The following is a 20,566-nucleotide window of genomic DNA, read 5'->3' as shown; positions in this document are numbered from 1 at the left end:
CGTCCTTATTTTAGGGAGGAAGTTAAATGGATATGCTTGATCTTTATAGTGATTATTTAATTTGTCAGAACAAATATGCGACAGCCACCGGATTATCTGATTTGGTTGATGGAGCATTTGCGCATGACAAGGTGACTCGATTTCTTCGTTTTGAGTCTTTTGATTCAAAATCCCTTTGGCGCTATGTAAAAAAGCCAGTGAGGTCGCAAGAAACGGTTGGTGGTGTCTTAATACTGGATGACTCCATCGAAGAGAAACCCTACACGGATGAGAATGAAATTAATTGTTGGCATTACTCTCATGCTAAAGGGAGCGTGCTCAAAGGAATCAACATCTTGTCATGCATGGTTCGCTATGCTGACTTCAGTGTACCCATAGGGTATGAGGTGATTAAAAAAGATGTTGCCTATTGTGATATTAAAACCAAACAAGCCAGAAGAAAATCATCGGTTACCAAAAATCAATTATTTCAAAACCTGATTACTCAGGCCATTACCAATAAAGTGATGTTTGATTATGTGCTTGCAGACAACTGGTTTGGCTCGAAGGCCAATATGGTTCACATCCATAAAGACCTTCAAAAATCGTTTATCATTGGGATTAAATCTAACCGCACGTTAGCTTTATCTGAAAACGAGGCCAAAAACGGACGGTACCAACAAGTAAGAGCTTTAGAATTAGAAGAGGATGTAGCCCACACAGTCTGGCTTAAAGGCCTAGACTTCCCCGTGAGGCTCCTGAAAAAAGTGTTCAAAAACGAAAACGGTTCAACAGGAATTCTCTATCTTGTTTCTAATGACATGCCAAGTAGTGCCGAACGTCTTTATGAAGTGTACCAGAAACGGTGGCGGATTGAAGAGTATCACAAATCAATTAAGCAAAATGCAAGCTTAACCAAGTCGCCCACTCGAACCGTTAAAACTCAGTGTAATCATATTTATGCTTCTATTATTGCATACTGCAAGCTGGAATTGTTGAAGATAAAAACTCAATTAAATCATTTTGCCATTAAGTACAGATTGATCCTTAGAGCAAATCAGCTTGCATGGCGGGAGCTTAAAAATATGGCTGCTTAAAATAGATCGTGCGTAACATGAGTTAAAAATTGCAAAAGCAGAGGTAAATCACAGTAAAGACTCAGAACATACAGGTAAATTAATAGCTGAACAATTAAAAGCTGATGATCTACACAGCATCTTTATCTTGTCTGATGGACTTAATGTAAATGGTTCTGAATTAGTAGAAGGATTGAATACAGCAAATGGGACTCACAAACTCATTATTACCGGTGGATTAGCAGGTGATGGCAGTGATTTCAAAAAAACATGGACCATTTTAAATGATAAAATTCTTGATCATTATGTTGTAGCCGTAGGTTTTTATGGTTCCGATGTTCATGTTGGACACGCCTCTAAGGGAGGATGGGATATTTTTGGTCCTGTTCGCCGAGTTACGCGTTCAGAAGCTAATGTCTTATATGAGTTAGATTATCAACCTGCTTTGCAACTTTATAAGGAATATTTAGGTGAAAAGGCTTCTGGACTGCCCTCTTCAGGGTTGCTTTATCCTTTAGCAATCAATAATCCTGAGGCCCATAATGACACCCAATTGGTTCGTACAATCCTAGCCATTGATGAGCAAGAACAATCCTTAGTATTTGCAGGAGATATTCCGACAGGATGGCATGCGCAATTAATGAGGGCCAATTTTGACCGATTAATCGATAGCGCTAATGAAGCAGGTCTTCTAGCAAATAAACTAATGCTCAACGACAACTTAAAAGAATTAGGTCCTGTTTTAGCGATTGACATCAGCTGTGTAGGTAGACGACTGCTTTTAGGGGAACGAACAGAAGAAGAGATCGAATCAACGATGTCCGCTTTACCTCAAGGTTCGACTCAGATTGGCTTTTATTCATATGGGGAATTATCACCTTTTTCTGTTGGAAATTGCGAATTACATAACCAAACGATGACGATTACAACGATTTACGAAACATAATTATTAAAATAAGAATGATATGGAAATTCATAAATTATTAAAGAGACAACTAGAACACTCAAAAATCGCTCAGGATAAAAGACCAGAAACTGATGAGCAGTGGCAGACTTTTATTCAACGCGTCAATAATACTTATCTGGAAGCAGAGCAGGAACGCTATTTGCACGAACGCTCTATAAAAATATCGTCCAGAGAAATGATGAGTTTGAATGAGAAACTCGAATATGCCCAACATATTGCTGGTTTAGGCTATTGGTCTTATGATGGCATCCTCGACCGAACAATCTGGTCCAATGAATTATTCAATCTATTCCATTTAAATCCTAGCCGTAAGGCTCCTTCACTAAGTGAGTTTATCAATTTAATTCATGAGCAAGATCGATTTGAATTAGAACAAAAAGTAAAGCGTGCTCTTAAAGATAGAGTAGATTATGAATGTGAGTTACGTGTAAGAAACCCTGATGGAAATTACCATTGGTATCGGATAATTTGTCAATGTCAGAAAGGCGAAAAACAACTTGCTGGAATCGTTATCGATATTCATAAAAGTAAAATTTCTGAAGAGAAAATTAAAGAATTAAATCTGCAAATATCATCCACTGCCCGTCGGGCTGGGATGGCGGAAGTAGCAACCACTATTTTGCATAATATTGGCAATATTTTGAATAGTTCCAATGTTTCAATTGCTCTTTTAAAAAACAGCTTGAATCTGGATTATTATCAAAAATTATTGAAAATTATGGAGATGATGGAGCAACATCAACTCGATCTGAAAGATTTTTTATCCCATGATCCCAAAGGAAAGATCATTCCGCAATACTTGCTAGCTCTTTCCAAAATTATCATAGAAGAAAATGAGAAAAATAATATTGAAGTAGATAATTTACAGAATGATTTACGACATATTAGTCAAATAGTAGATACTCAAAAATCAATCAGCGGCTTATCGAGTATAAATGAACAAGTCTACCTTCCTGAATTACTCGAAACTGCAGTCAACATTACGATGAGCTCCTCAAAAAATGCTAACATCCAGATTATTAAAGAATTTAAACCTGCGCCTTTAATTACTGTTGATAAGTCGAAGCTACTGCAAATATTGGTCAACCTTATTCAAAATGCCAAAGACTCCCTTTTAGAAAATACTTCTTCTCCGATTAAAGAAATCAAATTAACGATTCAAAAAACAGAAAAAAAATTAATGCAACTCATTGTCGAAGATAATGGGGTTGGCATTAATCCGGAAAATTTGCAACGCATCTTTGCTTTTGGTTTTACAACAAAAATAAATGGTCATGGCTTTGGCTTACACAGCTCTGCGTTATCAGCTCGAGAAATGGGTGGTTCGCTTTTAGCCGAAAGCAAAGGAGAAGGATATGGAGCTCGATTTACATTGAACTTACCTATTTTCCACAGCTCCTATAGACAGGGAGGCCCTGATGAGTGATATCCCATTACACATTATGATTATTGATGATAACCCATCGATACATCAGGATTTTATTAAAGTTTTAACTGCATCAAATACGAAGTCGGAATTGAATCATTTAGACAAACAATTATTTGATGATGAGCCCTCTTTACCTGGTCGTGGTAATCCTGAAATTGAATGCTTTTTACCTAAATTTATTTTTACATCAGCGTGCCAAGGCCAAGAAGCAATTAACAAAATTCAGGAGGATTTAAAACAAGGCATACACTATGCTTTGGCTTTTGTGGATATAAGAATAATCTAGGTCTGGTAATCTGGAACAAAATTCAGGAAAAATAAGAGCTATTCCGAATTGGTTTATTAACTCCTGCTCTCACAGAATGGCTTATCCACAAGTCCATAGGCCAGTAGAGCCTTCATCGTCTCGGATAGGCCTGTGGACCCTGTGGGTAAGCCATGACACACCGAACTATGTTTTAGAAACCGTACTAGGGTGTCCGAAATACACTTGAGCTGGTGTTAAATATCCAAAAGACTGATGGAGTCTTCGGTTGTTATAATATTCAAAATACTCAGCTAATTCCAGCTCTATCTCTTCGATTGTTTCGAAATCATACCGATAGAGTTTTTCTTGCTTAACACTGCGCCATAAACGTTCTATGAAAATATTATCGAGGTATCGGCCGCGCCCATCCATACTGATAGAGATTTTGTGGGCCTTCAAGGTATTGATCCAATCATTAGACGTGAACTGAGCACCCTGATCGGTATTAAAAATATCACACCGCCCCTGTAATAACGCGTTTTTTAGCGCCTCTACACAAAATTCTGCTTCTAATGTTGGGGACACCGCCCATTGAAGCACATACCGACTATACCAGTCCATGATGGCAACCAAGTAAACATGGCCTCCCTTCATACGCACGTAGGTAATATCAGCAGCCCAGACCTGATTAGGCTTAGTGATATCGATGTCACGTAATAGATAGGGGTACACGGTGTGCTCTTTATTGGGAACGCTTGTATTTGGCTTTGGGTAGACGGTTTCTAATCCCATAGCCTCCATGAGTCTCTTGATGCGTCGTTTACCAACAGGATAGCCAACTTCAAGGGACAACCATTGTGCGCGCTTCACTTTACCTTCACATGGATACTGGAGATAATGCTCGTCTAACAGCGCCATGAGCCGCTCGTCCTCTGCTGATATAGGAGACGCTTTGTAATAATAACTGGAAATACTCAATCCGAGTAGCATGCATTGTTCTCGGATTGATATTTCAGCGTTGCTATCAATCAGCTTACGCTTTTCATCCAAGCTCAGTGGCAGTCTTTTTTTTTAACCATGATAATTGGGCTTGAAGTCGACCAATTTCCTCATACAAAGCACCAACAAGCTCGGCTTGCTCTTTTTTATCCTTATCATGAGAATTGGAAAAAGCATCTGAAATAGCCTGCAATGCTGTTTGCTTCCATGCTTTAATTTGGGTAGGATGCACACCGTATTCGCTGGTCAGTTGAGCCTGAGTCAATTTTCCTTCAATTGCCGCAACTGCTATCTTTGATTTTTTTGATGCCGTGTAATAGTTTCTTTTTTTGCTCATTCTATTCTCCTCTGTTACTTAGAAGAATAGCTCTTAAAAATTACCTTTTTTCGTCCAAAAAACCGCGCCTATATCAGAATGCCACCTGGATGGGATGGTATTGAAACCATTAAGCACATGTGGAAAATTGATCCGGATATTCAAGTAGTCATTTGTACTGCATACTCTGACTACAGCTGGGAAGAAACCGTAAAAGAATTAGGAATGGGAGATAATTATCTTATTCTGAAAAAACCATTCGATGTGGTAGCAGTAAGACAACTTGCCTGTGCACTAACGAGAAAATGGATTTTGGCCAATGATTCCAAACATCATAAGAAAATACTGGAACAGACTGTTGAGGAGCGCACAGAATCATTGCAACAGTCATTGTCGCTCTTAAGATCTACCTTTGAATCATCTGCTGATGGAATCTTAGTTGTCGACTTGAATAACAAAGTTATTGATTGTAATTCGAAATTTGTGTCGATGTGGAATATCCCCCACTCCATGTTAGAGACTGATAATGGAAATATTATTCTGTATTATATGCTCAACCAGCTCATTAACCCGAGAGAATATTTAGCTGATATTAATCGTCTCCGGAAAAATATTGATGAAATCACTCGAGATATTGTGACTTTTAAGAATGGTAAAATATTGGAATGCTATACGCTTCCTCACCGTTTGAATGAAAATACCATCGGTCGAGTTTGGAGTTTTCGTGACATCACGGAACAGGCAAATCTTGAAAAACAACTTAAATATCAAGCCTTGCATGATCCATTAACCCAATTACCTAACCGAGCTTTGTTAATCGACAAAATACAAACTGGTATTGAATATGCAAAAAAACATAGACAACAGTTTGCGCTTCTGTATTTTGATTTGGATCGATTTAAATTAGTAAATGACAGCTTGTCACATGAAGTTGGTGATCAATTATTACGCTTGGTTTCACAACGCTGGTCTTCTTTAATTGGCAAAGAGGATACTATAGCTCGAATTGGAGGGGATGAATTTGTCATGACCCGTCAGATAGCTAAAAACGAGGATATTCGAGTAGTTGCCAATAAAATTTTAGACTCCATGCGTGAGCCATTCAAAATCGAAAATCGGGATTTAGTTATTACTACTGCTATAGGAATAAGTATCTATCCTCAAGATGGAGATCTGCCAGCTGATTTATTAAAAAATTCTGATTTAGCGATGTATCAAGCGAAAGAACGTGGAGGAAATCAGTATTCGTTTTACTCCTCTCAACTGCATGAGTATACTGATAAATGTTTTAAACTCGAGTCTGATTTACGCCAGGCCATTAAAAATCAAGAGTTTTTTTTATTATATCAGCCGCAATTCAGTCTTGATAATAAAGAAAATATATTAGCCGTTGAAGCTTTAATTCGTTGGAAACATCCAGAAAAGGGATTGTTATTACCTTTAGATTTCATACCCTTTGCCGAGGAAACTGGTTTAATTATACCTATAGGTGAATGGATTATCAGTGAAGTTTGTCAACAAATAAAGTCTTGGCATAAAAAAGGATTACCTTACATTCAAGTTGCTGTAAATATAACTACTCGCCAGTTACAACAACCTAATTTTATTTATGCGGTAGAAAAAATTTTAAAAGAACATCTTCTTGATCCTCACTATTTAGAATTTGAAATTTCTGAAAATGTGATCATAACGCATAGAGATATTGTGCAGACACTGAATCAACTGAAGCAACTAGGTATCCAAATCGCTTTAGATGATTTTGGAACAGGAAATTCCAGTATCAATTATCTCAAACAACTTCACATTGATTCCCTAAAAATCGATCAGTCTTTTATCCAAAATATATCCTCTTCACGTAGTGATGAAGTAATCATTGAAGCCATCATTTCTATGGCTCGTAGCTTTAATTTTAAAGTGATTGCCGAAGGAGTAGAAAGCAAAAAGCAACTGGATTTTTTAAAGCAACAGCATTGTGATGAAGTGCAAGGATTTTTTTTCAGTAGGCCCTTAACATCGCGCGGGATTGAAAAGTTTTTAAAACATCGTCTTTAATCATTAAGTAAAATTCCTAGCTCGGGTGAGGTATTTTCAGTGGCATCTGAATTTAATTTCGCCACTCGCCCCTCCCTACTTTAGGGGAGGGTTAGATCATCCATTCTTCATGAAAAATAAGAACCCACCTCCGGTCTGATTTTTTTCAAGTGATTTAAGGGCGAATGTTCTGGCATTGCCATTTTATCGACTGGGAGATAAAAGGTTTGTTCTAACAAGTGCTGGCCACTTAATGCCGCATGCGATACATGATCAGTAAAAACAATCCAGGTACTTTTAGCAGGAAAATCGATTTGCACCTTTTCAACATTTGCCTGATAAGCATCATCCAACTTCATTTCATCATGTAAATGCAACATATAATGGTCATATGGTGAACGCAAAGTTTTTGTTGCTTTTACCAGTTTCAGCATTTTTGCTTTCATTTTATTGTAAGGAGCGATCCTCGGCGCAAAACGATGGAGAACATTAGCAAATGGCTCACCCAGATTCCATACTCGAGGTACGTTATAGGGATTAACATTGCAAAACACACGCAAAATTCTCAACCCATCGACAGGGCTTGCTGAAAATGAATCAACATGCAAACGCGTATCATCTTTTCGTTTTGAGGAAATACGCCCATGAATTTGTGCCGGTCTAAAACTGGTCCTTCCCCATTGCAAATGAGGCACATAAGCAGGAAGCGTCTTTTGAATTAATTGATGTGCAAATTCAGCATAACCGTGCATCATCGCTCTAAGTTTAGTATCCAAACTACCCATTTTCTTGCTATACGCATTCAACTTTTTATTACGAATGTCATAACTGACATTTTTACGACTACCATCCAGAATATGTTCTGATAGTAAGGCAGGGTCTACAGGAGAAAAACAATACTCTGGGAAAAATAAAACTTTACCTTCCTCCAATTGATTCATACTGTTTTGCTGATCAATTTGCTTTATATTTTGTGTGAACAAATAAGAATTCATTCTTTTATCCTAAATAATCTGTCGAAATGGACTATATTGAATTTTTTAGTAAAAATTTAATGCGACATCGCATATAATCCCAAAATCCAATTTTTACTTTTCTGGATCATACCATGTCACTTTGCCCTTGTGGATCACAAAATACATATGAGTTGTGCTGCGGTTTATATTTAGATAAAAACCAATTGCCTGAAACCCCGGAACAATTGATGCGATCACGTTATACTGCATACACTATGGGTAAAATTGAGTACATTAAACATACCATGAAGGGCAAAGCCTTAATTGGTTTTAATGAACTGGAAGCCGAACAATGGGCTAAAAGCGTGACCTGGATCAATTTAGAAGTCATTAAAGCAAGCATGTCAGGTCCAGATAAAGGATTTGTCGAATTTGCAGCGCGTTTTTCAGAAAGCGACCAAGTGAAAATTATCCACGAGTCAAGTGAGTTCCATAAAGAAAATGGCCGCTGGTTCTATGTCAGCGGAATTCATAAACACGGTTTAAATAAAATCCGGAAACCCCAAGTCGCCCGTAACGCCTCCTGCCCTTGTGGTAGTGGTAAAAAATTTAAAAATTGTCATGGAAAATCGAGTTAAACTATGAATGGTCACTTAATGCTTAATATTTTTATCTTTCTTGCTGCCGCTAGCATTATGGTTCCTATTGCCAGCCGTTTTAAGCTGGGGTCTGTCCTGGGTTATCTGATAGTGGGAATTCTTATTGGCCCTTTTGGATTGAAATTGATTGGAAATTCACAACAAATCATGAATTTTGGTGAATTTGGGGTGATCATGATGTTATTTCTCATCGGGTTAGAATTAGAACCTGCCATGTTATGGAAACTTCGCAAACTCATTATAGGTTTAGGTAATTTACAAGTACTTTTAACGACGTGTGTTTTAATCGCCGTTGGATTAATGCTTGGTCTTAACTGGAAGGCGACTGTAACAGTTAGTATGGCTTTGTCGCTTTCATCAACAGCTCTAGTATTACAAATGCTTCAAGAAAAAAACCTTTTGAAAACAGCAGAGGGTGAAACTTCTTTTGCAGTGCTGTTATTTCAAGATATCGCAGTAATCCCTATATTAATCATCATTCCATTACTCGCACAGCATGAGAGCATTCAAATAAATCCTCATGAAGTTTCATTCATGATGCATCTTCCTAGAGGGTTACACGCCATTCTAGTTGCTGCAATCATAGGGGCAGTTATTTTAGTGGGTCACTATTTATCCAGACACTTGTTCTTAATTATCGCCAAAACCAATTTACGTGAGGTATTCACCGCTTTTTCTCTTGCTTTGGTCGTTGGCGTCACCTTATTAATGGAATCTATAGGTGTATCCCCTGCTTTAGGTGCATTCATTGCTGGGGTTGTATTAGCAAATTCCCAATACAAACATGCAGTGGATGCAGACATTCAGCCCTTCAAAGGACTCCTACTTGGCTTGTTTTTCATCTCAGTGGGTATGGGGATGAATTTCTCCCTTTTTTCTCAAAAAGCGATGATGATTGTGGGGGCTGTGTTTACTTTAATTATCATCAAAGCGATTATTTTATATTTTTTGGGGAATCTCTTTGATTTAACAAAACTTCAAAGCATGGGTTTTGCTTTCGCCTTATCCCAAGGAAGCGAATTTGCCTTCGTACTTTTTGAATATGCCGGGTCTACAAAAGTAATTAGTCAGGAAATTGAAGCCTTTTTTACCCTTGTTGTTGCATTATCCATGCTCGCCACTCCCTTTTTAATGCTGCTCTATCATCGGTTTGTTATACCGAAATTTATGAGTGTTATACCCGAGAGAGAGTATGACACCTTCAATGAACAAAATGGAATTATTCTTGCCGGTTATGGGCGTTTCGGTCAAATTATTGGACGCTTACTCAACGGGGAAAACATCACAATTACCGTATTGGAAAAAAATCCAGAACAAATCGAGCTTCTCAGAAAATTTGGTTACATTGGTTATTTTGGAGATGCCAGTCGATTGGATATGTTAAAAAGTGCTGGGGCTGAACATGCCAAACTGCTTATAGTTGCTGTAGGAAATGTCGATGCGAATCTAAAAATTGTGAGGCTCGCCAAACAACACTTTCCCCACTTAAAAATTTTTGCTCGAGCACGTAATCGTCGCCATGCCTATGAACTGCATCGACTGGGTGTGAATTATTTCATTCGCGAATTATTTGATTCCTCTTTATCTATGACTAAAGAAGTAATGAAGTTCCTAGGATACTCCCATGAGGACATTCAAAAAAAAGCATCAGCATTTAGAAAACATGATGAAACATCACTAATCCAATCCTTTGATTTCTTTGAAAAAGAAAGTGATTTAATCAATTTTTCACGTCAAGCAAAAGGAGAATTGGAGCGTATTCTTCAATCAAGTTAAACGCTTGGATTTCTGTCCGCGTCATCCAGATTAAAAAATGATAATCACGGAGTATCAACCACACATGATCAACCTTCAGCACATTTCTTTTGACACCTTTCTTAGGGAATATTGGCAAAAAAAACCTTTAGTGATTCGCAATGCTTTGCCAAGTTTTGTAGCCCCATTATCTCCCGATGAGCTGGCTGGACTTGCTCTTGAAGAGGATATTGAAAGTCGTCTAGTCTTTGAAACACCCAATGAAAAACCTTATTGGCACTTAAAACGAGGGCCATTTTCCGAAAATGATTTTAGTAGCCTGCCCCCAACCCATTGGACTTTGCTCGTTCAAGGAGTTGATAGACTAATTCCAGAGGTTTATGCCCTGCTGGATCATTTTGATTTCATTCCACAATGGAGAATTGATGACATCATGATTAGTTATGCAGTGCTCCATGGCAGTGTTGGTCCTCATTACGATAATTATGATGTTTTTTTATACCAAGCCCAAGGACGGCGTGAATGGTCACTTACGACTAAGGGCTGTAATAATGAAAATTACATTCAAGATCTCGAACTTCGTATCATGAACCAATTTGCGGTAGAAGAACGTTTAATTCTTGAAGAAGGAGATATGTTATATCTTCCACCCCATGTAGGCCATTACGGTATTTCACTTTCCGAAGAATGCATGACTTATTCTTTTGGTTATCGGAGTTATGAAGGACAAGAATTATTAGATAGTCTTAGTGAATATTTAGCTGAAAAAGAAACATTCAAAGCACTATATCAAGATCCTGACTGGTCAACGTCACACAATACCTCCGAGATTATTCGTCCAGCTTGGCAAAGTGCACAAAAACTACTACAGCAATTAATTAGCGACGAAAAAACAATCAAATCATGGTTTGGATGTTTTGCAACACGGCTAGATCAACAAGCAGAACTTCAATTACCTTTACCTTTAGAAGATAATGAAGCCGTTGATTTATCGAGTTTTATTAAAGAATTAAAAGCCGGAGCAAATCTTACCAGAGACGCATCGTGTCGTTTTGCTTATCAGACTCTAGACGAACAATCTGAATATCAACTTTATATTAATGGCTGTGAATGGGACACCGCCGGAGTTTCTCAAGATTTGATAAGCTATATTGCCAATAATCGCTACTTATCTCATCAAGCTCTCGTTACTTATTTGAATGCTACACAAAATCAAATATTTATTTATAATTTATGGAAATTGCAATGGCTATATATTGAAGAAAACTAGAGCCAGTTTGCAAGTTGCTCTAGGATTTTATTGGACAGTCTTTTATTAAGAATAAAAAAGGTAAGACTTGAATATAAATTGGTTAAATTCAAAAACGTAGAGTATAGTTAATATACATACCATAATAAGGACAGGTAATGAAAAAAATAATACTGGCTGTAATACTGGTGTGCTCAACTGCCTTGCTAGGCAATTGTTCTAATGGTTCATGTTGCGGAACTTGTGCTAGTGATTGTGGGGGCTGTGGTGGATGTAATGGAAGTTGGTATTAAAAATACTCAATAACCACGGCATGCCTACGTCCTACGGCTTATGCGCAGGACGTAGGCGAAATTCAGGTCCTTACAGGATGCTTGGCTTCTCCTGCTGTAATCCTCAAACCAATATGGGACTCATTATCCAGCATTTTCACTAGGGCGTGTTGCCAATTTATCCCCACCGGCTACGTGCCGCGACTTGTTCGCGGCATCCAGGAAATGGTCAAGTTAAAGATGAACTTAATTCATTGCTCTAATCGATTGATGAATAAGAGCAAACTCATAATATATCGATTTCAATATCAAGTATAAAACGAGTTTGCAATGGCTAGATTGATGCTCAGTGATGAGCTATGGTCTAAGCTAAAGGAGATAATGCTACAACAAAAATTCATATGGCAGTTGATGCTTGCGGCCTTCCGATTGAATTTCAATTGACTGGCGGAGAGGTACATGATGCTAAAGCAGCTTCAGGTCTCATTGAAACACTCCCTAAAGCTGATTACACCATTGCAGACAAAGGATATGATAGCGAGGAAATTCGAGATCAGATTAGGCAAAAATCATCTACTCCAATGATTCCTCGGAAGACGAACTCTAAAACTGGGAATGCTGATATTGATTGGGGTCTATACAAATATCGTCATCTAGTTGAAAACGTATTTGCGCGACTTAAACTTTTTCGAGCTGTTGCCACAAGATATGATAAATTGAAGAGAAATGATGCGTCAATGCTCGCAATGGCTTGTTCCTATATTTGGCTACCAATGTAATCAGTGAAATTTAGGTGATATCATCGCATTGAGTCCAACACTCTGATCAAAACAAGGAAGCCAAATGAAGTCATTTTATGTCTATATTATGGCAAGCAAGCGAAATGGTACACTATACGCTGGTTCAACATCAGATTTAATTAAACGAGTCTGGGAACATAAAAACAACCTGATTCCGGGATTTACAGCTAAGTACAATGTACATATATTGGTTTATTATGAGGTTCATGAAACCTATATAGAAGCTGCTCGACGTGAGAAGCGATTCAAAAATTGGCCCAGGCAGTGGAAGTTACATTTGATTGAGAACCTAAATACAGAATGGCATGATCTTTATGAAGAAATTTGCCACTGATTAAGATCGGCTGGTTGCCGCGAACACGTCGCGGCACGTAGGCGGTGGGGATGAATTGTCAACACGCCCTTCGAATGAGGCGAATTTTTAATTGATCAAAGTTAATTTTATGGCTGAATAAAGTAACTAATGCGCCAGTTAATACCAATGCAATACCTACGGTCCCCCACAGATTTAACTCTTCCCCTAGAAGTAAGACGCCAAAAATTACCACAAACACTGGTTCCAAAACGGATAAAATAGAGGCTTTTTCTGAGCTGATGTATTTTAAGCTGTATAACAACAATACTATGGGAATCACAGTTGCAATAACAGAAATTCCAATTAAATGATACCAAACATCCATAGTAGACGGGATTGCAAACGAATGACTAAAAAGGGAAACAACCAAACTCGTTGTCATACAACCCAAGCAAACCATAAAGGTAGACATATTGGGAGAAAGTTCATTTTTTTCACTGCCTATCACATAGCATGCATAAAAAAATGCGGAAGCAATACCGAGTAAAATTCCCCATAAGTTAAAAGATAATGCATCTAAATCCACCATAAGTGCCATACCAATTAAAATAACGGCAATAGCCAAATAATAAACTTTGGGAATAGATTGATTATAAAAGAAATAATTCAGCAACATAATCAGTACTGGATAGGTAAAAAAGATAACCATTGCCAATCCAGAACCAATGTAATAAGAGGCTAAAAAGTAAAGCCAGGTTGAAATACCATAGAAAAAAACACCTGTGAAAAAAGCTATGAACATGTTTTTATAAGAATCATTAGTTTTTTTTATTTTGGGAAGCATGAACACTAAAATAATCATACTTGAAATAAGAAAGCGCCAAAACAACATCGTGCTTGCGGACAAATTGCCATTAATCGCGCTTAAGCCAAAATACCCAATAAAACCATAAAGAAATCCAGATAAAATAGCATAGAGAGAACCGCGATATTCTTGATTTATCATAATGATAATACTGCCTGAAAACTGACTTAAATAAAAAAGAAGCTTGGGTTATTAACCCAGCCTAAAGTATGGAGGTAAAAATTCCACCTACATAAAAAATGTAAAAAATAGTGTATCATTTTTTACATATAATATCATATTGAAAACAAAAAATACATACTGTATCATTTACATACTTTTTTATTGAGATTTTAACTATGCTTCGTTTTTTGCTCTTTATCTCTTGTTTCTTTGTGGTAATAACCGATGTTTATGCTGATTCTCCTTCATGCAGTGAGCATCAATGTGTTGCCGTTGTTGATGCTGGGAGCACGGGATCAAGACTTCATGTGTTTGCTTATGATCTTGATGAAACGAACACTCCCACTCATATTAATGAAATATGGTCTAAGAAGGTCAAACCCGGATTTGCGATGATTGAAGCAAATCAAAATACCATAGATGCGTACTTAACAACACTGTTCTCAGGCGCCCCTACACAACACATACCTGTTTATTTTTATGCAACAGCAGGAATGCGTCTTGTACCACAAACCAAACAAAAAATTTATTATCAAGAAGTACAAAAGTGGTTTGGTCAGAAATCTGAATGGCAATTGATGGACGCGAAAACAATTACTGGTCTTGATGAAGCATTATATGACTGGCTTGCAGTGAATTATCATATAGGGGCCCTCACGTCATCAGGCCAATCTGTAGGAGTTATGGATATTGGTGGCGCGTCAGTGCAAATCGTTTTCCCAATTCAAAAAAATGCGGATAACAAAGGCCCACAAGTTGAATTGGATTTGTACGGTCAACATATCAATCTATCTGTTCACAGTTTTCTGGGACTTGGCCAAAACGAAATGACCCACCAACTTCTGGATACTACTTCGTGCTTCGCTGAGGGTTATCCTCTTCCAGATGGGAACTCTGGACAAGGTGATGCGATGATTTGTGAACAAGAGGTATCCCCATTAATTAAAATGCATAAAGTTAAAAATGAAGTCCAACCTATTCTTTCTGCCAGCCATATTAACTCGTGGTATGCCATTGGCGGTTTTCCCAATCTTGTAGAAAGTAAACCATTTCAGTTCCATGGCAATCAATTAGCGATTCAAGATTTACTGCAACAAGCAAATAATCTAATTTGTCATCAGCAATGGGAAAGTCTTAGCAGTCAATTCCCCAATAATGAATACATTGAATCCTATTGCCTGTTACCCGCTTTTTATTATGCTTTAATGGTAGAAGGCTATGGCTTAACAGCAAACCAGAAAGTGAATTATGTCCCTTCAGCACAAAACCTGGATTGGACTCTCGGTGTAGTGTTACATCATTAATTTCCTATTGTAACCTGGGCGAAAGCGCAAAAGTCCCTGTCCTTAAGTAAGGATATCCTCTCTCCCTTTGTGTAGAGGGGTTCCAGGGTGATGAGGAAATTGACATCAATAATCAGCCCTCACCCCTCTCCCACTCGTGGGAGAGGGGATTTTCATAATTGATGGCTCATAATTCTTCTACAGAAAAATCTTCTATCTTTAAAACGGATGGCTGGCCATAAAAGGAACATAAAACCTCACGAAATTTTTGCGCACGTGGTGATAATCCATGGGTACAATAATGACTTACCTGTTCGTAAACTGCCTGTTTAAAAGCAACAGTATCTGATTCTGTCCCATTTAGGTTATCGATACTGATATAAAATTTATGTCCTGCAGCCTTAGAGAGTATCCATTCCAATGCTTGCGGTTTTACTTCAACACGCTGAAATAAGGCTTGCTGTTCTGCAGTCCGCCCGTCTGGCATATACCAATATCCAAAATCTACTTGTTTTCTACGCTCTTCTCCGGCAATAAGCCAGTGGGAACATTCATGAAGTGCACTACTAAAAAAGCCATGAGCAAAATACAGCGCATTATAAGGGCGTTGCTCATCAGCTGGTAAGTAAATAGGTTCGTTATCGCCTTTTATAAGTCGAGTATTAAATTCTTTGCCGAAACAATTATAAAAAAGGGTTATTAGATCTTGATATTGATGCACAAATAGCTTTTCACTCATTAATTTACACATACTGTCTAATTTATACTAATATATTTAAAGAGTCATCATATTTATAAGTTTAGGGAATTTGGAGTTCCGACAATAAAAATGCAAAAAAAAGCGCTATCATACAGATTAGGAAGATTTATAAATAAACTGCGTTGGCCAATTATAGCTTTATGGTTACTTGCAATCGTCTTTTGCATTCCTTTTTTACCCCACATTATTACCCCATTTAAAACAACTGGATTTATTGATGAGAGTTCTGCGAGTGCAAAAACAGAACAGTACATGAATAAAAAATTAGGCTACAACGATAAAAATAAATTTCTTATCATGTACCATAGTTCAAAATATTTAGCGACTCAGTCTTTATTTAAAGAAAAAATCAAAAAATCATTGTCTGATTTAAAAGATTTTCCGATTAAAAATGAAATAATTTACCCGGATGCTAAAAATCAAATTTCCAAAGATAAACACACAGCTTATGCTGCAGTAATCTTTAAAACGAATAAACCCCTTAGTGATGAATTATTAAAGCAATTTAAACAATCAATAAAAAAGCCTTCCCATATGACAGTGCTACTTGGGGGGGAACCACTTTTCGTGCAAAACGTGAATCAACAGACACAAATTGACCTTTATAAAGCGGATTTTGTCGCTACACCAGTCGCAATTATTACGTTAATTCTTGTATTTGGATCGGTAGTTGCAGCCACACTTCCAATTATTTTGGGTGGTGGGTGCGCAATCATTATTTTAACCACACTCTATTTTTTTGGACATTTGTTTACTCTTTCTATCTTCACAATTAACATCGCTTTATTACTTGGCTTGTGCCTTTGCTTGGATTATTCATTGTTTTTTATTAGTCGATTTAGGGATGAATTAAAAAACGGTTCAAATATTGAAGAAGCAATTGCAACAACTCAAGAAACAGCAGGTAAAGCCATTTTCTTCAGCGGCTTGGCTGTTTTTGTAAGTCTCAGCGCCTTATTTTTATTCCCGGTCAACATCTTATTTTCAGTTGCAGTGGGTGGTTTAGCGGCTGTATTTTTTGCGGTATTAATCTCAACCATATTTTTACCAGCAATCCTTGCTGTACTGAAATCAAAAATTAACTTTTTATCGGTACGTTTATTTAGGAAAAAAGAACGTTATGGTTATTGGCGTTGGCTGGCAGAACGGGTCGTGCAACACCCTTACCTGTTTTTCTTTCCTATTCTTATCTTTTTATTAGTGCTTGGATATCCTTTTTTAGTAGCAAAATTTGGCATTTCAGATTATCGGATTTTTCCTGAACAATCAGAACACAGAGCTTTTTATGATACCTATGCAAAGAAATTTCAAATTGAACAGCTAAATCCGGTGATCCTGGTCATAGAATCACCCTCTTCCTCAATTTTATCACGTCATAACTTATCCAAAATATATGATTTGGTTCATAAGTTAAAACAAAATCCCTTGGTCAAAGAGGTCAATGGCATTATTAGCAGCAATTCGGATCTCAAAAAAGGTCAATATTATACCCTTTATCATCTCGATAAAAAGTTACTCGATTCGCGTGTGAAGCAATTGTTGGACACCACCACTACCAAGCATTTGGCGATTATCAATGTAATTAGCAAGTATCCCGTCAATTCAGAAGAAACCAAAAAACTGGTTAATGAACTACATCACATCCAATTAGGTTCGGGATTAAAGGTGCAATTGACTGGCATCACTGTGAGTAATATTGATGTGCTGCATAGTATTTATCGTGTTCTTCCTTATGCCATTCTATGGATCATTGTATTTTCTTATCTCATCTTGCTTTTACTATTAAGATCTATATTCCTCCCTTTGAAAGCTATTTTAATGACTTTATTAAGCCTTAGCGCCTCATACGGTGCACTGGTTTTTGTCTTTCAAAAAGGATATTTATCTAAATTACTTAATTTCCAACCACAAGAAATGCTCGATATTAGTTTATTAGTCATTATCTTTTGTGCTTTATTTGGCTTTTCAATGGACTATGAGGTATTTTTACTAACTCGTATAAAAGAAGCGCATCAGGTCACTAAAGACAACAATAAAAGTATTATTTTTGGTATCGAAAAAAGCAGTCGTATTATTACGAGTGCGGCTCTTATTGTTATAGTAATTTGCTGCTCCTTCTTGATTGCAGATGTATTAATGGTCAAAGCATTTGGACTTGGCATTGCTGTTGCCATTTTCGTGGATGCTTTTTTAATACGAAGCTTTTTGGTACCTGCCACAATGGCTCTCTTTAAAAATTGGGTCTGGTACCTTCCCAAATGGTTAGATCGACTCTTGCCTAAACTTTAATCCTAAATTCGCAAAATTAACCGATAAAAAGCGGCTGATCCTTATTATTTTTTTTCTAAGTTGAATATAGCAAAAGTGTTTACTATACTGAATTTAAAGGTTTTTTAGTTATTTTTTATGGAAAATAAAGGTGTTTTTTATTGCTCAAAGAGCAAAAACATGGATAAAAAAATAACCAAAAGAGCTTTAAATTCAGCAAAAGATTTAGATTGTACGCTATTCTTTAACTGCCGAATTTAGGACAAAAAATGGCTAATAAAAAAATAATACATGCCTTATTTGAAGGATATGCGCGCCACTTCCCCAATTATATCGCTGCGCTAAAAGGGAATGAAAAACTGACTTATCGCGAGCTTAATCAAAGAGCCAATCAACTGGCTCATTATTTACAAAGCTCAGGTTTAAAGCCAGACACTCCCGTTGCACTCTGTTTGGACCGTTCATTTAATTTTCTAATAACACTTCTTGCCATTTTAAAAGCAGGCGGAGCATATCTGCCTTTAGATGCATCTCAACCCAAAGAACGTTTATTATTTTTACTTCATGATAGCCAAGCACCAATTTTAATCACACAATCTCAGTTTACTGATTCATTTAAATCCTACCAGGGAACAGTAATTCTCTTGAATGGGAATAATAATAAGATTAATAAACAGCCAATAGATAACCTCGCACCAACAAATACTCCTGAACATTTAGCCTATATAATTTATACATCTGGCTCCACAGGCGCTCCCAAAGGCGTGCTCATTGAGCATCGTTCGGTGGTGAATTATTGCAAATGGTTTGCTGATTATACTCAGTGTAAACCTCAGCAAAGAATTGATTTTTCTGCCAATCCTATCTTTGATATGTCAGTCACTTCGACTATTGTTCCTCTAATGCTTGGGTTAACTGTGGTTCTTTGCGAAGATGTGATTAAGAAAGATGTACGATCTTATCTGCATTATTTAGCAAAATCGCGCATTAACATCATAAAATCGACTCCAAGTTATTTTAAGGTACTTGTGCAAGAAGCAAAAAATAACTTCGTTACCTTACCCCAATTACGCTCGATTATCCTTGGTGGAGAAAACTTGTCTTCTACTGAATGCCAATCTTGGCTTAAGCTCTACCCTAAACATGTTTTATATAACGAATATGGACCAACAGAAACTACTGTAGCAGTTTCAACTTATAAAATAAGTATTTTAAACTGTGTCGATTTAGGTACCAATGTGCCTATTGGAACAGCAGGCTCCAATATGAATTGCTTGATTCTTGATACTAAAGGTCAGCCTGTTCGAGATGGAGAGCCAGGCGAATTATATATCGGTGGCACATGTCTGGCTCGTGGTTACTTAAATCAACCCCAATTAACGCAACAACAATTTATTACCAATAACCAAACTCGTTTATATAAAACAGGAGACTTATGCAAAAAACGTTCGGATGGAGTAATTGAATATTTAGGGCGAATTGATGAGCAAGTCAAAATACGTGGATATCGTATTGAACCAGGTGAAATACAAAAATACCTGCTTACTCAACCTGATATTAAAGAAGCAGTGCTACTGACTCAAAAGGATTCTTTTGGAGAACAACGATTAGTAGCCTATTACATCCTAAAAAACGGTGATAGCGCCCTAAATGCAAATCAACTACGACAATTTTTACAAATATATTTACCTGAATACATGATTCCCTCAGTTTTTGTAAAGGTTGATTTCTTCCCTCTAACCGCTAATGGTAAATTAGATAAAACAGCATTACCTTTACCCTCATTAAGTGCCAGTCATGATTATGTAGAACCCAGTACTGCCTTAGAAAAAAAACTTTCACAAATTTGGTCAGAAGAATTAGGAGTTCCCCTGGTCGGTATTCATGATGATTTTTTTGATTTAGGAGGACACTCTTTATCAGCAGCTCGTATCATTGCGAAAATAAGTGAGGATTTAAATAGAAGCATCAGCATTCATGACTTTTATAAAGCCACAAATATTGCCAAACTAATCCCAATTATCAAAAATACCAAAAAAAGTAAGAAAAAACGCTCAAATAAGCAACCTGACTATCATAAACTAATCAACATTCCTCTGAGTGATTTTCAGTTTTTACTCTGGATGTCATACGTAAGCGCGCCAGCAACTACATAATTTAATAATTATCTCCGTTTCGTCATACTCTGCAACATCAAT

17 protein-coding genes and 2 pseudogenes are annotated in these 20,566 nt (G+C 37.1%); 14 read left to right on the top strand and 5 right to left on the bottom strand.

Translation table 11 applies throughout. From position 1 onward, the window contains the following. The first annotated feature begins 26 nt into the window (after nt 1-26). The 4 genes and pseudogenes from OQJ26_RS14085 to OQJ26_RS14070 all read left to right on the top strand — a co-directional run bounded on the left by OQJ26_RS14085 (nt 27) and on the right by OQJ26_RS14070 (nt 3,737). Nucleotides 27-1,076 (top strand): IS701 family transposase, encoded by a 1,050-nt coding sequence (locus OQJ26_RS14085; RefSeq protein ID WP_265701959.1) that lies wholly within the window; start codon nt 27-29, stop codon nt 1,074-1,076. Between the two features lie 19 nt (nt 1,077-1,095). Further along, nucleotides 1,096-2,001, top strand: a pseudogene (locus OQJ26_RS14080) (FIST signal transduction protein); the annotation flags it as partial. Between the two features lie 19 nt (nt 2,002-2,020). Further along, the gene (locus OQJ26_RS14075; protein WP_265704379.1) at nt 2,021-3,448 is read left to right on the top strand and encodes a sensor histidine kinase; all 1,428 of its coding nucleotides are present in this window, start codon (nt 2,021-2,023) and stop codon (nt 3,446-3,448) included. Next, nucleotides 3,441-3,737, top strand: a complete 297-nt coding sequence (locus OQJ26_RS14070; RefSeq protein ID WP_265704378.1) for a hypothetical protein — start codon at nt 3,441-3,443, stop codon at nt 3,735-3,737. The genes OQJ26_RS14075 and OQJ26_RS14070 overlap by 8 nt, the downstream gene beginning before the upstream one ends. A 165-nt stretch (nt 3,738-3,902) precedes the next feature. On the opposite strand, the gene OQJ26_RS14065 is transcribed toward OQJ26_RS14070, so the two are convergent. Further along, a complete protein-coding gene (locus OQJ26_RS14065) occupies nt 3,903-4,748 on the bottom strand; it encodes an IS3 family transposase (RefSeq protein ID WP_082650874.1) in 846 nt (281 codons plus the stop codon). Next, nucleotides 4,741-5,034, bottom strand: coding sequence for a hypothetical protein (locus tag OQJ26_RS14060; protein ID WP_065235619.1), 294 nt, complete (start codon nt 5,032-5,034; stop codon nt 4,741-4,743). Before OQJ26_RS14060 ends, OQJ26_RS14065 begins: the two co-directional genes overlap by 8 nt. Nucleotides 5,035-5,151: 117 nt before the next feature. Here OQJ26_RS14060 and OQJ26_RS14055 point away from each other — a divergent pair, with 117 nt between their 5' ends. Further along, nucleotides 5,152-7,065, top strand: a complete 1,914-nt coding sequence (locus tag OQJ26_RS14055) for a putative bifunctional diguanylate cyclase/phosphodiesterase (RefSeq protein ID WP_265704377.1) — start codon at nt 5,152-5,154, stop codon at nt 7,063-7,065. Nucleotides 7,066-7,172: 107 nt separating this feature from the next. On the opposite strand, the gene OQJ26_RS14050 is transcribed toward OQJ26_RS14055, so the two are convergent. Then, a complete protein-coding gene (locus OQJ26_RS14050) occupies nt 7,173-8,039 on the bottom strand; it encodes a Kdo hydroxylase family protein (protein ID WP_265704376.1) in 867 nt (288 codons plus the stop codon). Between the two features lie 113 nt (nt 8,040-8,152). On the opposite strand from OQJ26_RS14050, the gene OQJ26_RS14045 reads away from it, so the two are divergent. From OQJ26_RS14045 to OQJ26_RS14020, 6 genes and pseudogenes are all read left to right on the top strand, one after another. Further along, nucleotides 8,153-8,638 carry a YchJ family protein gene (locus OQJ26_RS14045; RefSeq protein ID WP_265704375.1) on the top strand — a complete coding sequence of 162 codons (486 nt, stop codon included), beginning with the start codon at nt 8,153-8,155 and terminating at the stop codon, nt 8,636-8,638. A 3-nt stretch (nt 8,639-8,641) separates the two neighbouring features. Next, complete coding sequence (locus OQJ26_RS14040; RefSeq protein ID WP_265704374.1) at nt 8,642-10,435, top strand: monovalent cation:proton antiporter-2 (CPA2) family protein; 1,794 nt, start codon at nt 8,642-8,644, stop codon at nt 10,433-10,435. A gap of 64 nt (nt 10,436-10,499) precedes the next feature. Further along, entirely contained in the window at nt 10,500-11,684 is a 1,185-nt protein-coding gene (locus OQJ26_RS14035) for a cupin domain-containing protein (protein WP_265704373.1), read from the top strand. Nucleotides 11,685-11,821: 137 nt separating this feature from the next. Then, on the top strand, nt 11,822-11,956 hold the full coding sequence (locus tag OQJ26_RS14030) for a hypothetical protein (protein ID WP_265704372.1): 135 nt from the start codon (nt 11,822-11,824) through the stop codon (nt 11,954-11,956). A 350-nt stretch (nt 11,957-12,306) separates the two neighbouring features. Then, a pseudogene (locus OQJ26_RS14025) lies at nt 12,307-12,714 on the top strand (IS5 family transposase); the annotation flags it as partial. Between the two features lie 64 nt (nt 12,715-12,778). Further along, a complete protein-coding gene (locus tag OQJ26_RS14020; RefSeq protein WP_265704371.1) occupies nt 12,779-13,069 on the top strand; it encodes a GIY-YIG nuclease family protein in 291 nt (96 codons plus the stop codon). Nucleotides 13,070-13,127: 58 nt separating this feature from the next. Here the strand turns inward: OQJ26_RS14020 and OQJ26_RS14015 are convergent, their stop codons facing one another. Then, nucleotides 13,128-14,036 carry a DMT family transporter gene (locus OQJ26_RS14015; protein ID WP_265704370.1) on the bottom strand — a complete coding sequence of 303 codons (909 nt, stop codon included), beginning with the start codon at nt 14,034-14,036 and terminating at the stop codon, nt 13,128-13,130. 197 nt (nt 14,037-14,233) lie between these two features. Between OQJ26_RS14015 and OQJ26_RS14010 the strand changes: the two genes are divergently transcribed. Continuing rightward, nucleotides 14,234-15,361, top strand: a complete 1,128-nt coding sequence (locus tag OQJ26_RS14010) for an acetate and sugar kinases/Hsc70/actin family protein (protein WP_265704369.1) — start codon at nt 14,234-14,236, stop codon at nt 15,359-15,361. Nucleotides 15,362-15,527: 166 nt separating this feature from the next. On the opposite strand, the gene OQJ26_RS14005 is transcribed toward OQJ26_RS14010, so the two are convergent. Further along, the gene (locus OQJ26_RS14005) at nt 15,528-16,061 is read right to left on the bottom strand and encodes an elongation factor P hydroxylase (protein ID WP_322783971.1); all 534 of its coding nucleotides are present in this window, start codon (nt 16,059-16,061) and stop codon (nt 15,528-15,530) included. A 108-nt stretch (nt 16,062-16,169) separates the two neighbouring features. Between OQJ26_RS14005 and OQJ26_RS14000 the strand changes: the two genes are divergently transcribed. Further along, nucleotides 16,170-18,389, top strand: coding sequence for an MMPL family transporter (locus tag OQJ26_RS14000; protein WP_265704367.1), 2,220 nt, complete (start codon nt 16,170-16,172; stop codon nt 18,387-18,389). A 248-nt stretch (nt 18,390-18,637) separates the two neighbouring features. Beyond that, nucleotides 18,638-20,524, top strand: coding sequence for a non-ribosomal peptide synthetase (locus tag OQJ26_RS13995; RefSeq protein WP_265704366.1), 1,887 nt, complete (start codon nt 18,638-18,640; stop codon nt 20,522-20,524). The last annotated feature ends 42 nt before the right edge of the window (nt 20,525-20,566 follow it).

The organism is Legionella sheltonii (assembly GCF_026191355.1).
In the GTDB taxonomy this organism is placed as follows: domain Bacteria; phylum Pseudomonadota; class Gammaproteobacteria; order Legionellales; family Legionellaceae; genus Legionella; species Legionella sheltonii.
The sequence above is the reverse complement of the archived record's forward strand: the minus strand, read 5'-3'. Positions and strand labels throughout refer to the sequence as shown.